The following is a 15,836-nucleotide window of genomic DNA, read 5'->3' as shown; positions in this document are numbered from 1 at the left end:
AGAGTGGCGCAGACATGGGGCGGGTGCTTATCTATTTGCGGCCATACTGGAAATGGATGGCGTTAGCTTGGTTGTTTATGTTGACCGAGCTCATCATCGAGCTTTGGCAGCCGCTGTTGATGGGGAAAATCATCGACGATGGTGTCATGAAACAGGATGTTGCGGCCATTTTCACGTGGGGAGCAGTGATGCTCGGGGCGTCGCTGTTGGCGTTTGCCTCAGGCATCGCCAACTCATTTGCCGCTGCCTACGTCGGTCAGGAGTACGGATTTGCGCTGCGGACGGCGCTGTTTGCCAAAATTCAATCGTTTTCGCTTGCGCGCATCGAGCAGTTGTCGCCGGCCTCGCTCATCACCCGGATGACGAACGATGTGACCCAAGTGCAAAACATGTTGTTTATGAGTTTGCGCATCGCCTTGCGTGCACCGCTTCTGGTCGTCTTTGGCGTCGCGATGGCGTTTGTTGTTCATGCGCGCCTAGCGTTCGTTTTGGCGGTGGCCGTTCCCCTGTCCGCCGCTTTTTTATTGTGGGTTGTACAAAGGGCAGCGGCGTCCTTTTCCGCCGTCCAACGAGCGCTTGATCGCGTCAACGGCGTGATGCGTGAAAATTTGGCCGGCATGCGCCTCATCAAAGCGTGGATGAGAAAAGGATACGAAGAGGAGCGATTTGCGGCGGCGAACAATGCGCTCATGGAGCGGACGATGGGCGTGCTGCGCCTCATCGAGACGATCACCCCGGTGTTGTTGATTTTGATGAACACGGCCATTCTCGCTCTGCTGTTTTTCGGCCGCCTGGATGTTGAGTCCGGGACGGCGAGCGCCGGGCAAGTCGTCGCCGTCGTCAACTACGCGACGCGGGCGATGGCGGCGTTGTCGATGTTTACGTTTATTACCATGGCGTTCTCGCGGGCGCGCGCCTCGGCCGCCCGCCTCGCTGAACTGCTTGAGGTGCCGGAAGAGCGAAGCGGGGAGCACAGAGCCGATGGACCGATCGTCCGGGGCGGGGAAATTCGCTTTGAGCATGTTTCATTCCGCTATCCAGACAGCGAACTTGACGCGCTTTCTGACGTATCGTTTGTCATCCACGCGCAAGAAACGGCGGCTATTTTAGGGGCGACTGGTTCCGGCAAATCGACGCTTCTTCAGCTCATCCCCCGGCTGTATGAACCAGGCGCCGGGCGAGTGTTGATCGACGGCATCGACGTGCGCGAGTTTTCTGTCGAACAACTGCGAATGTATGTTCGTTTTGTTCCGCAGGAAGTGCTGCTATTTTCCGGAACGGTCGCCGACAACCTTCGCTTCGGCAAGATGACAGCGACGATGGAAGAGATTGTGCAGGCGGCTCGTGATGCGCAAATTCATGAAACAATCACTCGGTTTCCGGATGGATACGACGCACTGATCGGTCAAAAGGGCGTCAATTTATCAGGCGGGCAAAAGCAGCGGCTGTCGATCGCCCGCGCGCTTGTGGGAGAGCCGCGCATTTTGCTTTTGGATGACAGCACAAGCGCGCTCGATGCAGAGACGGAAGCAAAGCTGCTCGCAGCGTTGCGGCGGTATGCGTGCACGACGGTGATAGTGACGCAAAAGGTGAGCACAGCGATGGCGGCGGATACGATTTTGCTTTTGGAAGACGGCCGCCTGATCGCGCAAGGAAGCCATGAACAACTGCTGGCGGCAAGCGAACTGTATCGACGCATCGTCGCCACGCAGGAAGGAAAGAAGGGATCGATTGATGTCACTACGGCATAGTCCTCACGGAGCGCGTTTGGGAGCAAGTCCGCAACGGGCAAAAAACAGCGTCGGCACCTTGCGGCGGCTCTGGGCATTTATCGCTCCGCAAAAGCGAAAGCTGTTTGCGGCTATGGCCATGGTGATGGCCAGCTCGGCGCTGGCGCTCGCCGGCCCGTACGTCATTGGCTGGGCGGTCGATGGGTACATTGTGGAGCGGAAGACGGACGGGTTTATGGCGACGCTCGTTTTGCTTCTTGCCATTTATATGGCCCTTGGCGCGGCGACGTTTTTGCAAAACTATTGGATGATCGATGTCGGCCAGCGGACGGTGCATGCGATCAGAGAGCGGTTGTTTCGCTATTTTCATGAGCTGCCGATTTCGTTTTTTGACCGCCGCCAGCAAGGGGAGCTGATGAGCCGGATTACAAACGACATCGACAATATGAGCCAGACATTTAACAGTACTGTTGTCCAGGTCGTCTCGAGCACGTTGACTTTGATGGGCGCTATCGTGGTCATGCTTTCACAGAGCGTTGTGTTGACGATCGTAACGCTTGTTGTCGTGCCGCTGATGTATGTGGGCATGCGCTGGATCACCAGTCGGACGCGGGTGCGTTTCCGTGAGCAGCAACGGGCGCTCGGTGAGATGAACGGCTTTATCGAAGAGGTCATTTCCGGACAGAAAGTCGTGAAGCTGTTTTCCCAAGAAGAGCGGATGGAGTCTGAATTGGCGCGCAAAAACGCCGAGCTGAAACAAGCCGGGTTTTGGGCGCAGACGTATTCCGGCTTTATTCCGAAGCTGATGAACTTTTTAAACAACGTAAGCTTCGCCCTCATCGCCGGCGTCGGTGGATGGATGGCGGCCAAAGGAGCGATTTCGGTCGGCACGATCGTCGTATTTGTGGAGTATGCTCGCCAGTTTACCCGCCCGCTCAACGATTTGGCCAACCAATGGAACACGTTGCTGTCGGCGTTGGCTGGCGCTGAACGGGTGTTGGAAATTTTGGATTTGCCGAAAGAAGAGGAAGACGAGCGGGAAGCGGTGGCCTTGGACCGACTTGATGGACGCATTGAGTTTCGTCAAGTCGTCTTTTCTTACGACAAACAGCGCCCGGCGCTCGACGGCGTCACCTTTTCCATCGCCCCAGGGGAGACGGTCGCGCTTGTCGGCCCGACTGGAGCCGGCAAAACGACCGTATTGCAGCTGTTGACCCGCTTTTACGATCCAGATCGAGGAGTGATTTTGATCGACGGGCGCGACAGCCGGACGATCAAGCGGGCGAGTTTGCGCCGGCATATGGCGTTTGTGCTTCAAGATCCGTTTTTGTTCGCCGGAACGATCCGCGACAACATTCGTTACGGCCGGCTTGAGGCGACCGATGAAGAAGTCGAGGAGGCGGCGCGCCAGGCGAACGCCCACTCGTTTATTATGAAGCTGCCGAACGGCTATGACACCGTGCTGTCCCCCGGAGGCGGCGGAATCAGCCAAGGGCAGCGGCAGCTGTTGGCCATCGCTCGGGCGATGATCGCCGACCCGGCCATTTTGATTTTGGACGAAGCGACGAGCAACATCGATACGGTGACCGAAGTGCGCATTCAAGAAGCGCTCGCGCGGCTCATGAACGGCCGGACGTGCTTGGTCATCGCGCACCGGCTGAACACGATTCAACATGCCGACCGCATCCTTGTGCTCAACGAAGGCAAAGTGATCGAGCAAGGGACGCATGAAGAGCTGTTGGCCGCAAAAGGATTTTATTTCCAGTTGTATTGCCGCTATTGGAATCGCAGTGTGCATGCGGCCCGATGAGGAATGCGCCTGCGCGGCGACGCCGCTCTCCCGCTGAACCGAAAACGAGCGCCCCGATCGTTGAACAAAGCCATGTGTCGCGAGGGTCGACGATCAGGGCGCCTTTCTATCGTTGCGTGAAATGCCGGCTTGTGTCGGGCGTGTCTTGCCAGCATAGGCTTAAGGACGCATTCGCTCGGAGAGGCGCTTTTGAAACGCTTCGCGCCAGCTTGCGGATAAGGCCGGATGGCTGGCGATTTGCTTCATGGCAGCGGCATTGTCCCGCTCATAATAGTAAATGTGATTGATATACGCGATGGATAGCGCCCCCGCGCCCCGCTCGACGAGAACGAGCGGCGCGCCTGGAGCGACGACGCCCTCTTTGAGAACGCGAAAGTAAAACCCGCTTTTTCCTGTCTGGCAGACGGCTTTCGGCAAATCGGGCAGCTGATGTTTGAAGGCCAATTTGGAGCACGGCTGGCGCGGCTGTGACACTTGTACGAGCGCTGTGCCGGCGGCATAAATGTCGCCAAGACATACATCGTCTTCCGTCAAACCGAGAAGCGTCCAGTTTTCGCCAAACGCCCCTGCCGTAAATGGGCGGCCGTATCGCTCTTCCCAATAGACGAAATGCTCGGACGGATAGGCGCAAATCGCTTTATCTTCTCCTCCGTGATGGACGAGGTCAGCTTGTCCATCTCCAGCCAAGTTTTGTTTGCCGACCGCAACGGGATGAGCGACCGGCGTTTTGTCAATGCCGGTTGTGATCCACTGGCCGCCGATGTGAATCGTTTTCGGCTTCCCGACATTAATGGAGAGAATCTGCATCGTGTTCACCTCCATACAGCCTCGGCGATGAGCCGGAAGCTCGCGAGTTTATCGTTGAAGTCGTATGTAATCGTCACGAGCATGATTTCCTCTGTTTCATACGCTTCACTCAGCCGATACAGCTTGTCTTTGACGCGCGCCGGACTGCCGACGATCATCCGCTTCCGATTGTCCGCGATCCGTTTGCGTTCATACGGGCTGTATGGATATGCGGCTGCTTTTTCCGGACTCGGCGTGCCATTGACGGCCATCCCCTGCTCGATCATGAGCAGCGTCAAGTCAAGGCTTCCCGCGATCCATTCCGCTTTTTCATCCGTTTCGGCGCAAATGGCAAATACCGCCACGAGTGTGCGCGGCTCGTGCAAATGCGGGGATGGAGTAAACAGGTCGCGATACAGCCGCATGTACTCTTCGCCTCCTTCGCCGTTAATAAATTGCGCGAAGGCGTACGGCAGACCTTTTTCCGCCGCCAGCTTCGCTGTTTCCGAACTGGAGCCGAGCAGCCAAACGTCCGGAGGCGATTGCACCATCGGCGTCGCCTTGACGCCATACAGCGGGTGGACGGGCGGAAGCGCATCGTGCAAATACCCAAGCAAGTCATCGATTTGCTCCCGATAGCGGTCCGCTGAACGCGGCCGGCCGTCTTGGAGCGCCATCGTCGCCCGCGGCATGCCGCCAGGCGCGCGGCCGATGCCGAGATCGACGCGGCCGGGGGCTAGACCCGCCAACACGCGGAAATTTTCCGCCACTTTATAGGCGCTGTAGTGCGGCAGCATCACTCCGCCTGAACCGATGCGAATGCGCGACGTTTTCGCCCCGATGTGTCCAAGCAGCACTTCTGGAGACGAGCCGGCTAGGCTGTTCGCATCGTGATGTTCGGACACCCAAAAACGCTTGTAGCCGAGCTCTTCGACAAACTGGGCGAGCCGGACTGTGTTTTGAAGGGCTTCCTCCGCGGTCATGCCTTCGGCGATTGGCGATTGGTCAAGAACGCTGAGTTTCAGCGGCATGATGATTTCTCCCTCTCTCTCGAAATGTTGATGGATCAAGGATTTCTTTTCCTTGCGGTTGAATGCTTTCCCACCTGCGTTCATATGTGGAAGTGGGGGTCTTCTCGGCGCGAGAAGGTCAAAATGGTTAGTTCTTATTATGGGATGTTTCGTTTCTTGTTGTCCATTGATTTGCTTCGGCCTCTAACCGCTGGCAACAAAAAATGTCCGCCGTTTCAACCGGCGGATGGCGGCAGACGCCGAAAGACAATGGAAGTCTTCTACAAATGGATCAAGTCTTTTGGTTCAGCGGCTTGGCGGTCGATTTTTTGGCTGCGCCCCCGCCCGGGAAAGAACGAGGAAAACAGTTGTTTGACGCTGTCAACGATAAAGGAGCATCGTTCATACAGCGCTTCTTTTAAGCTGTCGAGCTGGCGGGTCACTTTGTATTGCGCCGCCTCTTGCGCTTCAAGCCGCTCGATGACCGTCTGATGGAAGACATGTTGCAGTTCCAGTTGTTCCAAAACTTTTTGATGCAGCTTTTCTTGCCCTTCGAGGCGGACGGACATTCCTTCCACTCGTTGTTCGCGTTCGGCTGCTTGCCGCTCAAGCCGTTGCATCGCCTCACTTTGCATCGTCAACGCTTCGATGACCGCTTGGCGCGCTGCTTCTTCTTTTGCGAACTGCTCCTCCCATGCGCGCCGCTGTTCGTGCTCCATCTGCTCGTGAGCGTTGATCGATCGTTCAAGGCGGGCCAGCGTTTCAGCGAGCTCCGCTTGTTCTCGTTGTCTGGCAGCAAGCCATTGCTCGAGCCGGTCGAACGCTGCCGCCCATTGCTTGCTTTGCTCCGCCTGCAGTTTTTGCCCGGCATTCGAGGCATCCATGAAGCGCGAAACGGTTTCAGTTAGTTCGCGATACCGTTCCGTTTGCTCGGTTTGGCTTGCCGCCACCATCCCCTTGAGGCCGTCCAGCGTCTTGACGAGACGCCCGCTATGCTCGGCTTGTTCCGTTTGCCCGGCGGCAAGCGAACGCTCAAGCCGAGTCAAGGCATCGGCGATTTTCTCACGATCATCGGCTTGCTGCTTTCGTCCTTCCTCCACCGCCATCTTGAGGCGAAGGAACCCCTCGGTCAATTGTTCAAGCAGCTGGGTTTGCTCTTCAATCATTTGTTCCGTTTTTGCGCGTCGGTAATAAAACACCGAATGCGAGGAGGGAGGCGGAGTTGCACCGTACACGCGCGGGGTCATCTGTTTGTTCATGTAAATCAATGGGAAAAGCCTCCTTTCCGTTCGTCTATGTGGCATCATATGCCGCTGTCGCTCGGTCGGTTTGGGCGGTTTATTTGTGGCGTTCCGCTCTCTTTTGGTATAATAAAAAGAGAAAAAGTGGAAGAAAGGGTGTTACGTATGCCAGCTGTCGAATCGAATATGTTTCCGCTTGGCAAGCAAGCGCCCCCGTTTGCCCTCACGAATGTCATTGATGGCAACGTCGTTCGTCTTGAGGATGTGAAATCGGACGTCGCAACCGTCATTATGTTCATTTGCAATCATTGCCCGTTTGTCAAGCATGTACAGCACGAGCTTGTTCGCCTCGCAAACGATTATATGCCCAAAGGGGTGTCGTTTGTCGCCATCAACTCCAACGATGCGGAACAATATCCGGAAGATTCGCCCGAAAACATGAAAAAAGTGGCGAAAGAGCTTGGCTACCCGTTCCCATACTTGTATGACGAAACGCAAGAAGTGGCGAAGGCGTACGACGCCGCCTGCACCCCGGATTTTTATATTTTCGACCGTGAGCTGAAATGCGTTTACCGCGGCCAGCTTGATGATTCGCGGCCGAACAACGGCATTCCGGTGACCGGGGAATCGATCCGCGCCGCGCTGGATGCTTTGTTGGAGGGCCGTCCGGTGCCGGAAAAGCAAAAGCCGAGCATCGGCTGCAGCATTAAATGGAAGCCATCCGCGTAAACTGTTGCTTGACTTCTCGTTGTCGAACGGATATGATGAAGAAAGCGTCATTCGTTTGCTGCGGGATCATCGCAAGCCGTGCCGTTGCCGCTCATGGAGCTGGCGCGGCTTTTTCGTTGTCCGCTGTCCGCTTGACAAATTCACACTGGCGCCGCCACGGAGCGGCAAGGATGGATGAGAGGCAGGGCTTCCATTGTTTTTGTTTTCTTCTTCAAGTTTTCATAATCTATGTTATGTAAACAAAAGGAGAAAAGTGAGATGGCAAAAAGACGATATCGAGTGTTTGTGTATGGAACGTTGCTGACCGGCGAGGACAACCATTGTGTTGCAGCTCCTTATGTTCGCGCTGTATGCCCAGGGAAGGTGAACGGCCGTTTGTACAGCGTCGGCCCGTACCCTGCGCTTGTGCTCGGAGAAGAAGGGGAAGTGGAAGGGGAATGGTTGACGGTGACGGAGGAAGGGCTCAAAGCGATGGATGAGCTTGAAGACTACGCCGAAGGACGGGACGATAACGAATATGAGCGGATATGGGTCCGCGACGCCCACCAGCCGATCGAAGGGTACGTCTACGTTTACTTGCCGGAAAAAGCCGCCGGCCTGCCGATCATTTCGTCCGGCTCGTGGCGTCGGCGTGAGGAGAAAACGTAACATCAATAGCGGATAGAAAAAGTCGGCCGAGGAGACGATTGTCTCCTCGGCTGGCTTTTTTTGTATAAATATTCGTCTCATTTGAAACCGTTTGCAAAAAAATTCATTATAAAAATACAGAAAAATTGATAAAAAAGTGTTGCCAAACGGCTTCTCTTTTTCTATAATAAAAGCATGTTAGAAAAATAAACGCACGAATGTGAGGTAATGTAACATGTCAAAACCGTTCGTTTCCTCTACACAAACGGGGTTGTTGGAACAAATCAAAGAGAAGATCAAAGAAAAAAACGTTGAGCTTCTTCATTTGCAGTTTGTCGACATTGAAGGGATCTTAAAGCACGTGACCGTGACGGCTGAACAGCTTGATGATGTTATCGAAGGGAAAATCATGTTTGATGGTTCGTCGATCAAAGGCTTCTCGCCGATCAACCGTTCCGACTTGTATCTTCTTCCGGATTTGAATACGTTTGCTGTTTTGCCGTGGACGGTCGAGGAAGGCTATGCGGAAGCGCGCTTTCTCTGCTCGGTGACCAATCCGGACGGCACGCTGTTTGAAGGCGACCCGCGCAACGTGCTGAAAAAAACGATCGAGCGGGCGGCGGAAAAAGGATATACGATCTCGGTCGGTCCGGAGCTGGAGTTTTTCCTGTTCAAAGCCGATGAAAACGGCAATCCGACGCTCGAGCTCCATGATGGCGGCGGTTATTTCGAACCGTCTCCGAAAGACTTGGGCGAACGCGTTCGCCTTGAAATTTACCGCGCCTTAAAAGCGATGGGCTTTACGATTGAAGCGTCGCACCATGAAGTGGCGGAAGGCCAGCATGAGATCAACTTCAAATATGCCGATGCGCTCGGTGCGGCTGACAATGCGACGACGTACAAATGGGTTGTCAAAACGATTGCCAGCAAGTTCGGTCTCCATGCGACGTTTATGCCAAAACCGGTGTTTGGCATCAACGGTTCAGGTATGCATGTCAACATTTCCCTCTTCAAAGATGGGGAAAATGCGTTCTTTGATCCGAACGATGCGAATCAGTTGTCAGAAACAGCGTACCAATTCATCGCGGGCTTGCTGAAAAACGTAAAACACTTCGCGGCGGTTACGAACCCGCTTGTCAACTCGTACAAACGGCTTGTGCCAGGGTATGAAGCGCCTTGCTACATCGCTTGGTCCGCTTCCAACCGTTCGGCGCTCATCCGCATTCCGGCCAAACGCGGTGTTGCGACGCGCGTTGAGCTCCGTTGCCCGGATCCGTCGGCCAATCCGTATTTGGCGTATGCCATCATCGCTGCCGCTGGCCTTGACGGTGTCGAAAAAGGTTTAACCGCTCCGGCGCCGATTGATGAAGACATCTTCCATATGTCGGAAGAACGCCGTGCGGAGCTTGGCATTGACAACTTGCCGGAAAACTTGGGCGAGGCCATCGCTGCGTTCGAAAGCGGAGAAATCGGCCGCGCGACGCTTGGCGAGCACGTATTCAACGAATACGTCGCGATGAAAAAAGACGAATGGAACAGCTACCGCACGGCGGTCCACGCTTGGGAAGTCGAGCGGTATCAAGGGAAGTTCTGATCGAAAGCCAGCATCCAAAAGGTGTCCCGTCGCCATATTCGGGGCGCCTTTTTTCTGCAGGCGGCTGTTTGTCTTTATCGACGGCCGCGCGGCGCCTTCCGTCCGTCGGCCGCCAAGCCGTCGGTGTTCGCAACGTCATCTTGCGAGCGGGGACTAAAATAAATGATAGCATTTTTTATTTTTTTAAAATTCATAGTTGACATCTATGAATAATGAGATTTAAATTATAAGTAACGCGTTCAACCATTGCAAACGGAGGGAAACCAATGAAAAAACTGATCGTTTTTGTGTTTGTAGGATTTATCGCCCAGCTGATTGACGGCTCGCTTGGGATGGCGTATGGCGTCACGTCGTCGACGTTGTTATTGACGTTCGGCATTGCTCCGGCCGTCGCCTCGGCGTCCGTTCATTTGGCGGAAGTGGTGACGACGGCGGCATCTGGCGCTTCCCATTGGAAGTTCGGCAACGTCGACCGCCGCATGGCCTTTAGGCTCATCATTCCCGGGTCGGTTGGCGCGTTTGTCGGAGCATGCTTTTTAAGCAACTTGCCGGGAGATTTGATTAAACCATATGTATCCTTGTTTTTGTTGGCGCTTGGCTTTTACATTATTTATCGATTTTTAGTGTTGAACGGCCGCGCGCCGTCGACGCCCGGAAAACAGTGGTCCAATAAGCAGCTCGTCCCTCTCGGATTGGTGGCTGGCTTCCTTGATGCGACCGGCGGTGGAGGATGGGGGCCGATTGCGACGCCGGTGTTGTTGGCCAATAAAAGCATGGAAGCGCGCAAGGTGGTCGGCACCGTCGATACATCCGAATTTGCCGTCGCGCTGTCGGCGACGCTAGGATTCGTCATTTCGCTTGGTTGGGAGCAAGTGAACTGGTACTGGGTGCTGACGCTCATGGCTGGCGGGATCGTCGCTGCGCCGATCGCCGCTTGGCTTGTGCGCAAACTGCCGTCCCATTTGCTTGGAGTGTTGGTCGGCGGGTTGATTATTTTGACGAACGTCCGCACGCTCCTGCACGCTTGGGAGGCGCCTGCGCCGGTGTATCCGACCGTTTATGGCCTCATCGTCATCGGCTGGGCCGCGGCGGTATGGCTTTCGATCCGAAACGGACGGAAAGGAAAGGCGACTAGCAGGGAGTTGGCGTCGTAAGCATTGGGCGCGCTTGGCAAACGGCGGTGTCTTTCTGTTGGCGGCAGCGTTGGATGCGATCGGGTTGAGCATCAGGGAGCTTGTTCGTGCTGCGGAGGGCAACGGTCGACAGCGCCTGCCCTCAAAAATAGCGCGCGGAGCAGTTGTTGCCCCGTTGACGACAGTTGAAACGAGAAGGCGGCTCTTGCCCTCTGGGCAGGGGCTGCTTTTTTATCAGCCCCTGTAGCGGGAAGCCGGTTTCTATGTTAAAATATTCTGCATCATCAACCAAAGGGGGAGAGGGAACATGGCACAGCCGCTTGATCTCGGCCGCCGCATTTCACTCATCGATTTGTATGATTTGCGCATGCCGCAGCGCACCGGTACATACGTGCTTCACGAAGAGAACTTGGCGATCGTGGAAACAGGGCCAAGCCCGTCGGTGCCGCATTTGCTTGCTGGGTTGAAAGCGCTTCATATTGACCCGGGCGAGATCCGCTATATTATCGTTACCCATATTCATTTGGATCATGCGGGCGGCGCGGGGCTGCTTCTTCAGCATTGCCCGAATGCGATGGTTGTCGTCCATCCGAAAGGGAAGCGGCATTTGGCTGATCCATCGCGCCTCATCGCTGGAGCGAAGGCGGTGTACGGCGCGCAGTTTGAGTCGCTCTTTGATCCGATTCTTCCGGTGCCAGAAGAGCGATTGATCGTGAAAGAGGACGGGGAAACGTTGGAGTTGAGTGCGGAGCGGACGCTTGTGTTTTATGATACGCCGGGGCATGCGAACCATCACGTTTCGATTTATGATTCGTACAGCCGCGGCGTGTTCACCGGCGATACGATCGGCGTTTTTTATCCGCAGCTGCAAGAAGCGGGGCTTACGTTTTGCCTGCCTTCAACATCTCCGAACCAATTTGATCCCGAGGCCATGAAGCAGTCGGCGGCAAGACTTGAGGAGCTGAGACCGGAACGCATTTATTTTGGCCATTTTGGCATGCTGGATGACCCGCAGGAGGCGTTCCGCCAGCTTCGCGTTTGGCTGCCGAAGTTCGTGGCGGCGGGAAAAGAAGCGGTCGACCGTCATCCGGAAGCGCCGGCTGCCGAGCAGGCGAAAATGGCAGCGCACCGGTTGCATGGCGAAGTGATGGCGTTTCTTGATGATCATGGCGCTCCATCTTCATCGTCGGCGCATGCGGCGATCGAGCTTGATTTGCAAGTGTGCGCGATGGGGTTGATCGATTATTGGCAGAAACAACGGTGATCATTCGATTGGCCTGGCCGATTCGGCTGGGTTTCTTTTTTTGACGGGAAAGCGAAAATGGCTCTTCACCGCAACATGTACTTGACAAGCAATGCGGTTTCCTGCACAAGGATATGCAAAAATCACTGATTTGCTGATTTTCCCTCACAAGCGTAAATAGGGTGTGTTCAGAAAAAATCAAGTACAACTTTTGGTGAAGAGCCGCGAAAATTGGAAAAATGGGAAAAACTGTTTTTGTGTGTGTTCGGTTTTTAGGCGGATCATTTCGTGAAATCGCGGTGTATATGTTAGAGTGGAAATAAGCGATCCTGATTCCTGTTGGAAAGAGCGTCCATGAGCAAGGGGGAACGGAAGAGTGAAACAGAGGCGGTCCGTCATGCATCACATTGGCGTCGGGTTCATCATCGCATCGTTCGTCGTTTGGGTCATTCCGCCCATCGCGCCATTTTTACCGTTTTCGACTGCGGCCAAAGCGTCGATCGTTGCGGTTGCCATTGTGGCGGCGGAAATCATGTTTTGGATCGGGGCGCTGTTGGTTGGAAAGGAAGCGGCGTCGAAGCTGAAGAAGTATTGGGATCTGAAACATTGGCGAATAAAACGGCGGTTGTCGGATCAAACCAATGATGGCGAACAATTCCAAGACGGATCGCGAGAGATGACAACGATGAAGAAATGAGGTGGTTGCATGCGACGGAGCACAGTTGCGCTTCTCATAGCCGTTGCCGCCCTGTCTGGAGTGCTTTGGCTTGGCGGCCTGGCATTGGCGGTGCAAGACCAGTTTTTTTCGGCCGCCAAGCCGCCGACGAAAGAACAACGGCCGCCGACGGCTGAAACAAGGCAACATGACGAGAAAATGGATATTGTTGCTCTTGGCGATTCGTTGACGAGAGGAACGGGCGATGAAAGCGGAAAAGGGTATGTCGGCTATATGGTCGATGAGCTTCGCCGGCAAACGGACAAACCGATCCGTGTGACGAACTTGGCCATCCGCGGCCTTCGCTCTGACGGACTGCTTCGCCAGCTTGGCCAGCCTGAGATTCAGCGGCAAGTCGCCATGGCGGATTTGATTGTGATGACCATCGGCGGCAACGACTTGTTTCAAGGCGGGGAAGCGTTGAAACTGGATCGAAAGCAGCTGAATGAGGCGAAACGGCGATATGTAGCCAACCTAGACCGCATTTTCGCCGCGCTGCGCCGCTTCAACAGCGAAGCGGTCATTTTTGCGATCGGTTTGTACAACCCGTTTGGCGATTTAGACGATGCCAAACGGACATCGGCGGTTGTGCGCGATTGGAATTTTGCATCAGCGGAAGTGGCGGCCCGCTATCCGAACATCGTCGCGGTGCCGACGTTTGATTTGTTTGCCCTCCATGTCAACGACTATTTGTACAGCGACCATTTTCATCCAAACGCGGCAGGCTACAAGCGGATTGGAGAGCGCGTCGCCTCGCTCATCACGTTGACGGAGGAGGGTGAGCAATGACCAAACAGGTGACGTTAGCGGTCAAAGAGCTGCGGAAAACGATTCGCGGCAAGGAAATTATTAAAGGCATTTCGTTTGAGTTGCATGAGGGGGAAGTATTCGGTTTTTTAGGGCCGAACGGCGCGGGAAAAACAACGACGATCCGCATGCTCGTCGGGCTCATTCGGCCGACGTCGGGGACGGTGGCGATTTGCGGGTATGATCTTCACCGCCAGTTTACCGACGCGATCCGCCAGATCGGCTGCATCGTCGAAAACCCAGAAATGTATCCGTATTTAACAGGCTGGGAAAACCTTGAACATTTCGCCCGCATGATGCCGGGAATTGGTGCAGATCGGATCATGGAAGTGGCGAAGCTCGTCGGCCTTGAAGAGCGCATCCATGACCGAGTGGGCACGTATTCGCTCGGCATGCGGCAGCGGCTCGGCATCGCTCAGGCGCTGCTTGGAAAGCCGAAGGTGCTCATTTTGGACGAGCCGACCAACGGCCTTGACCCGGCCGGCATTCGCGAAATGCGCGCCTTCATCCGCTTTTTGGCGGAAACGGAAGGGTTGAGCGTCCTTGTTTCATCGCATTTGTTAAGTGAAATTCAATTAATGTGCGACCGCGTCGCCATTATGGCGAAAGGGCGGCTCTTGGCCGTGGACACGGTTGAGCGGCTGTTAAACCAACAGGCGCGCGTCGTCTGGAAAGCCGCTCCAACGGATCGGGCGCGGGCGCTGTTAGCGGCGGAAACCGAGGTGTTGCGCGCCGATGAAGAGACGATCGTCACGCCATATGAGCCGTCGAGACTAGCCGCTTGGAACGCCAAGCTTGTCCAAGCCGGCGTCTCGGTTTCGGAAATTGAACCGCGGCTGCCGACGCTCGAAGACTTGTTTATCGAGCTGACAGGGGGCGAAACGATTGAGTAAGCTCGTGTATAATGAAATGTTGAAAATCGTCCGCAAAAAGCGGCTATGGGTGATCGCCGCCATCATTGCGGTGCTCGTCGCCTTGTTTACATACGCCCAATACCGCGAGACGGAAGAGCTGAGAAAACGGCTTGGCACGACCGACTGGCGGACGCAGCTGCAGCAGCAAATCGTCGATTTGCAAAACCGCTTGCAGTCGCCGAGCATGTCTGAGGAATGGCGGAAATACTTGCAAATCCGCCTCAAGCAGCAGCAGTACTACTTAGAGCACAACATTAATCCGTCCGCCCCTGGAGCGCCGACGTTTATGCGGACGTTTATCGAAAACGCCATCGACTTGTTTTTGCCGCTTTTAGTGATGGTGGTTGCGGCCGATTTAGTGTCGTCCGAGGCAAGCGCTGGAACGATCAAGCTGCTTCTCGTTCGGCCGGTGAAGAGGTGGAAAATTTTGCTAGGAAAATATATCGCGTTGCTCCTGTCGGTGTCGCTCATTATGCTGATGGCGGCGGTGCTGTCGTATGCCATCTCCGGACTCGTGTTTGGATATGGCGGCTTCCGTCTGCCGCTATTGACCGGATTTGTCCAGCAAGGAGAGGATCTCAATACAGCGAATGTCCACATGATTCCGCAATGGAAATACATTTTGATCGAGCTCGGGCTGGCAGCGTTTGTGAGCGTTGTCGTCGGCACACTGACGTTTATGTTTTCCGTGCTGCTTAGGAGCACGGCGGCGGTGATGGGCATCATGCTGGCAGCATTGATTTCTGGCGCGATTTTGTCGAACATGGTGTCGTCGTGGCATTCGGCCAAATATTTGTTTATGGTCAATTTGCGGCTGACGGATTACATAAAAGGAGCGGCTCCGCCGATTGAGGGGATGACGCTTGGCTTTTCGATGGCCGTGCTGGCTGTCTGGGGGCTTGCAGGGCTTCTTGTCGCTTTTTTTGTCTTTATGCGGCGAGATGTCTATTGAAAACGGCAGAGCGGCGAAAACCCGAGGGGGTGTTCCCTCGGGTTTTTCAGTGAAAGGGGATGAAATGCCTATCTATTCGGCTGCTTGTCGTGAACGCCGGCGAGTCCAAGCGCGTGATGGCTCCGCAGCAACTGCTCCACGGCCGGCCATTGCTGTTCATCGCAACGGATGAGAAGCACGATATCAGCGCCTGTACGGCTTTGACGGTGCGTGGATTTTCGGTTTACCCACCATTTGAGCAAAATGCCGATTCCGATGCCTGAAACCGCCCCGATAATCCCCCAAATGATCGGACCCCATGCCAACACATAGCCGTAAATCGCCCCTAGCAGCATCAAGCACGTTCCTAAAATCGCCGCTAAGTCAAGGAAGCTGAACCCGTTGGCGTGATGGAGCGTATCAAGCAGGCGCGGCGGTTCGGCAGAGCGGTTGAGCGGGACTGCAAAAATCTGATGTTCAGCAATCCCTTTTTCTTGAAGCGCTGAAATCGCCAGTTCAACGAATAGGTGGCTCTCGAAAGTGGCAATGACAATCATGAAACGCCT

General features: G+C 55.0%; 15 protein-coding genes. 11 read left to right on the top strand and 4 right to left on the bottom strand.

The annotated features are described in order from the left end of the window. The first annotated feature begins 14 nt into the window (after positions 1-14). The gene (locus GC56T3_RS09905; RefSeq protein ID WP_013145391.1) at positions 15-1,751 is read left to right on the top strand and encodes an ABC transporter ATP-binding protein; all 1,737 of its coding nucleotides are present in this window, start codon (positions 15-17) and stop codon (positions 1,749-1,751) included. Next, on the top strand, positions 1,735-3,540 hold the full coding sequence (locus tag GC56T3_RS09900; RefSeq protein ID WP_013145390.1) for an ABC transporter ATP-binding protein: 1,806 nt from the start codon (positions 1,735-1,737) through the stop codon (positions 3,538-3,540). The genes GC56T3_RS09905 and GC56T3_RS09900 overlap by 17 nt, the downstream gene beginning before the upstream one ends. A 159-nt stretch (positions 3,541-3,699) precedes the next feature. Here GC56T3_RS09900 and GC56T3_RS09895 read toward each other — a convergent pair whose 3' ends face one another. The 3 genes from GC56T3_RS09895 to GC56T3_RS09885 form a co-directional block, all read right to left on the bottom strand. After that, positions 3,700-4,347, bottom strand: a complete 648-nt coding sequence (locus tag GC56T3_RS09895; protein ID WP_013145389.1) for an MOSC domain-containing protein — start codon at positions 4,345-4,347, stop codon at positions 3,700-3,702. A 5-nt stretch (positions 4,348-4,352) separates the two neighbouring features. Continuing rightward, positions 4,353-5,357: an LLM class flavin-dependent oxidoreductase gene (locus GC56T3_RS09890; RefSeq protein WP_013145388.1), complete on the bottom strand. Its 1,005-nt coding sequence runs from the start codon at positions 5,355-5,357 to the stop codon at positions 4,353-4,355. Between the two features lie 260 nt (positions 5,358-5,617). After that, a complete protein-coding gene (locus GC56T3_RS09885; RefSeq protein ID WP_013145387.1) occupies positions 5,618-6,604 on the bottom strand; it encodes a hypothetical protein in 987 nt (328 codons plus the stop codon). A 138-nt stretch (positions 6,605-6,742) separates the two neighbouring features. Here GC56T3_RS09885 and GC56T3_RS09880 point away from each other — a divergent pair, with 138 nt between their 5' ends. The 9 genes from GC56T3_RS09880 (at position 6,743) to GC56T3_RS09835 (ending at position 15,291) form a co-directional block, all read left to right on the top strand. Continuing rightward, entirely contained in the window at positions 6,743-7,306 is a 564-nt protein-coding gene (locus GC56T3_RS09880; RefSeq protein ID WP_013145386.1) for a thioredoxin family protein, read from the top strand. 258 nt (positions 7,307-7,564) lie between these two features. Further along, a complete protein-coding gene (locus GC56T3_RS09875) occupies positions 7,565-7,954 on the top strand; it encodes a gamma-glutamylcyclotransferase (RefSeq protein WP_013145385.1) in 390 nt (129 codons plus the stop codon). Positions 7,955-8,168: 214 nt separating this feature from the next. Continuing rightward, a complete protein-coding gene (gene glnA, locus GC56T3_RS09870; RefSeq protein ID WP_013145384.1) occupies positions 8,169-9,527 on the top strand; it encodes a type I glutamate--ammonia ligase in 1,359 nt (452 codons plus the stop codon). A gap of 266 nt (positions 9,528-9,793) precedes the next feature. Next, positions 9,794-10,681 carry a sulfite exporter TauE/SafE family protein gene (locus GC56T3_RS09865; RefSeq protein ID WP_013145383.1) on the top strand — a complete coding sequence of 296 codons (888 nt, stop codon included), beginning with the start codon at positions 9,794-9,796 and terminating at the stop codon, positions 10,679-10,681. 286 nt (positions 10,682-10,967) lie between these two features. Beyond that, complete coding sequence (locus GC56T3_RS09855) at positions 10,968-11,924, top strand: MBL fold metallo-hydrolase (protein WP_013145382.1); 957 nt, start codon at positions 10,968-10,970, stop codon at positions 11,922-11,924. 376 nt (positions 11,925-12,300) lie between these two features. Beyond that, entirely contained in the window at positions 12,301-12,600 is a 300-nt protein-coding gene (locus GC56T3_RS09850) for a transporter suffix domain-containing protein (protein WP_011231136.1), read from the top strand. A 9-nt stretch (positions 12,601-12,609) separates the two neighbouring features. Next, a complete protein-coding gene (locus GC56T3_RS09845) occupies positions 12,610-13,407 on the top strand; it encodes an SGNH/GDSL hydrolase family protein (RefSeq protein ID WP_013145381.1) in 798 nt (265 codons plus the stop codon). Continuing rightward, positions 13,404-14,318 carry an ABC transporter ATP-binding protein gene (locus tag GC56T3_RS09840; RefSeq protein ID WP_013145380.1) on the top strand — a complete coding sequence of 305 codons (915 nt, stop codon included), beginning with the start codon at positions 13,404-13,406 and terminating at the stop codon, positions 14,316-14,318. The genes GC56T3_RS09845 and GC56T3_RS09840 overlap by 4 nt, the downstream gene beginning before the upstream one ends. Continuing rightward, positions 14,311-15,291: an ABC transporter permease gene (locus GC56T3_RS09835; RefSeq protein ID WP_013145379.1), complete on the top strand. Its 981-nt coding sequence runs from the start codon at positions 14,311-14,313 to the stop codon at positions 15,289-15,291. The genes GC56T3_RS09840 and GC56T3_RS09835 overlap by 8 nt, the downstream gene beginning before the upstream one ends. Before the next feature lie 68 nt (positions 15,292-15,359). On the opposite strand, the gene GC56T3_RS09830 is transcribed toward GC56T3_RS09835, so the two are convergent. Next, a complete protein-coding gene (locus GC56T3_RS09830) occupies positions 15,360-15,827 on the bottom strand; it encodes a hypothetical protein (RefSeq protein ID WP_041468414.1) in 468 nt (155 codons plus the stop codon). Between the last annotated feature and the right edge of the window lie 9 nt (positions 15,828-15,836).

It is taken from the genome of Geobacillus sp. C56-T3 (genome assembly GCF_000092445.1).
Classification (GTDB): Bacteria; Bacillota; Bacilli; order Bacillales; family Anoxybacillaceae; genus Geobacillus; species Geobacillus thermoleovorans.
Note: the sequence above shows the minus strand (reverse complement) of the source record. Positions and strands in the feature narration are given on the sequence as shown.

Coding starts and splice junctions, on each gene's coding strand:
- GC56T3_RS09905 (WP_013145391.1), top strand. CDS start 15: ATGGGGCGGGTGCTTATCTATTTGCGGCCATACTGGAAATGGATGGCG.
- GC56T3_RS09900 (WP_013145390.1), top strand. CDS start 1,735: ATGTCACTACGGCATAGTCCTCACGGAGCGCGTTTGGGAGCAAGTCCG.
- GC56T3_RS09895 (WP_013145389.1), bottom strand. CDS start 4,347: ATGCAGATTCTCTCCATTAATGTCGGGAAGCCGAAAACGATTCACATC.
- GC56T3_RS09890 (WP_013145388.1), bottom strand. CDS start 5,357: ATGCCGCTGAAACTCAGCGTTCTTGACCAATCGCCAATCGCCGAAGGC.
- GC56T3_RS09880 (WP_013145386.1), top strand. CDS start 6,743: ATGCCAGCTGTCGAATCGAATATGTTTCCGCTTGGCAAGCAAGCGCCC.
- GC56T3_RS09875 (WP_013145385.1), top strand. CDS start 7,565: ATGGCAAAAAGACGATATCGAGTGTTTGTGTATGGAACGTTGCTGACC.
- glnA (WP_013145384.1), top strand. CDS start 8,169: ATGTCAAAACCGTTCGTTTCCTCTACACAAACGGGGTTGTTGGAACAA.
- GC56T3_RS09865 (WP_013145383.1), top strand. CDS start 9,794: ATGAAAAAACTGATCGTTTTTGTGTTTGTAGGATTTATCGCCCAGCTG.
- GC56T3_RS09855 (WP_013145382.1), top strand. CDS start 10,968: ATGGCACAGCCGCTTGATCTCGGCCGCCGCATTTCACTCATCGATTTG.
- GC56T3_RS09850 (WP_011231136.1), top strand. CDS start 12,301: ATGCATCACATTGGCGTCGGGTTCATCATCGCATCGTTCGTCGTTTGG.
- GC56T3_RS09845 (WP_013145381.1), top strand. CDS start 12,610: ATGCGACGGAGCACAGTTGCGCTTCTCATAGCCGTTGCCGCCCTGTCT.
- GC56T3_RS09840 (WP_013145380.1), top strand. CDS start 13,404: ATGACCAAACAGGTGACGTTAGCGGTCAAAGAGCTGCGGAAAACGATT.
- GC56T3_RS09830 (WP_041468414.1), bottom strand. CDS start 15,827: ATGATTGTCATTGCCACTTTCGAGAGCCACCTATTCGTTGAACTGGCG.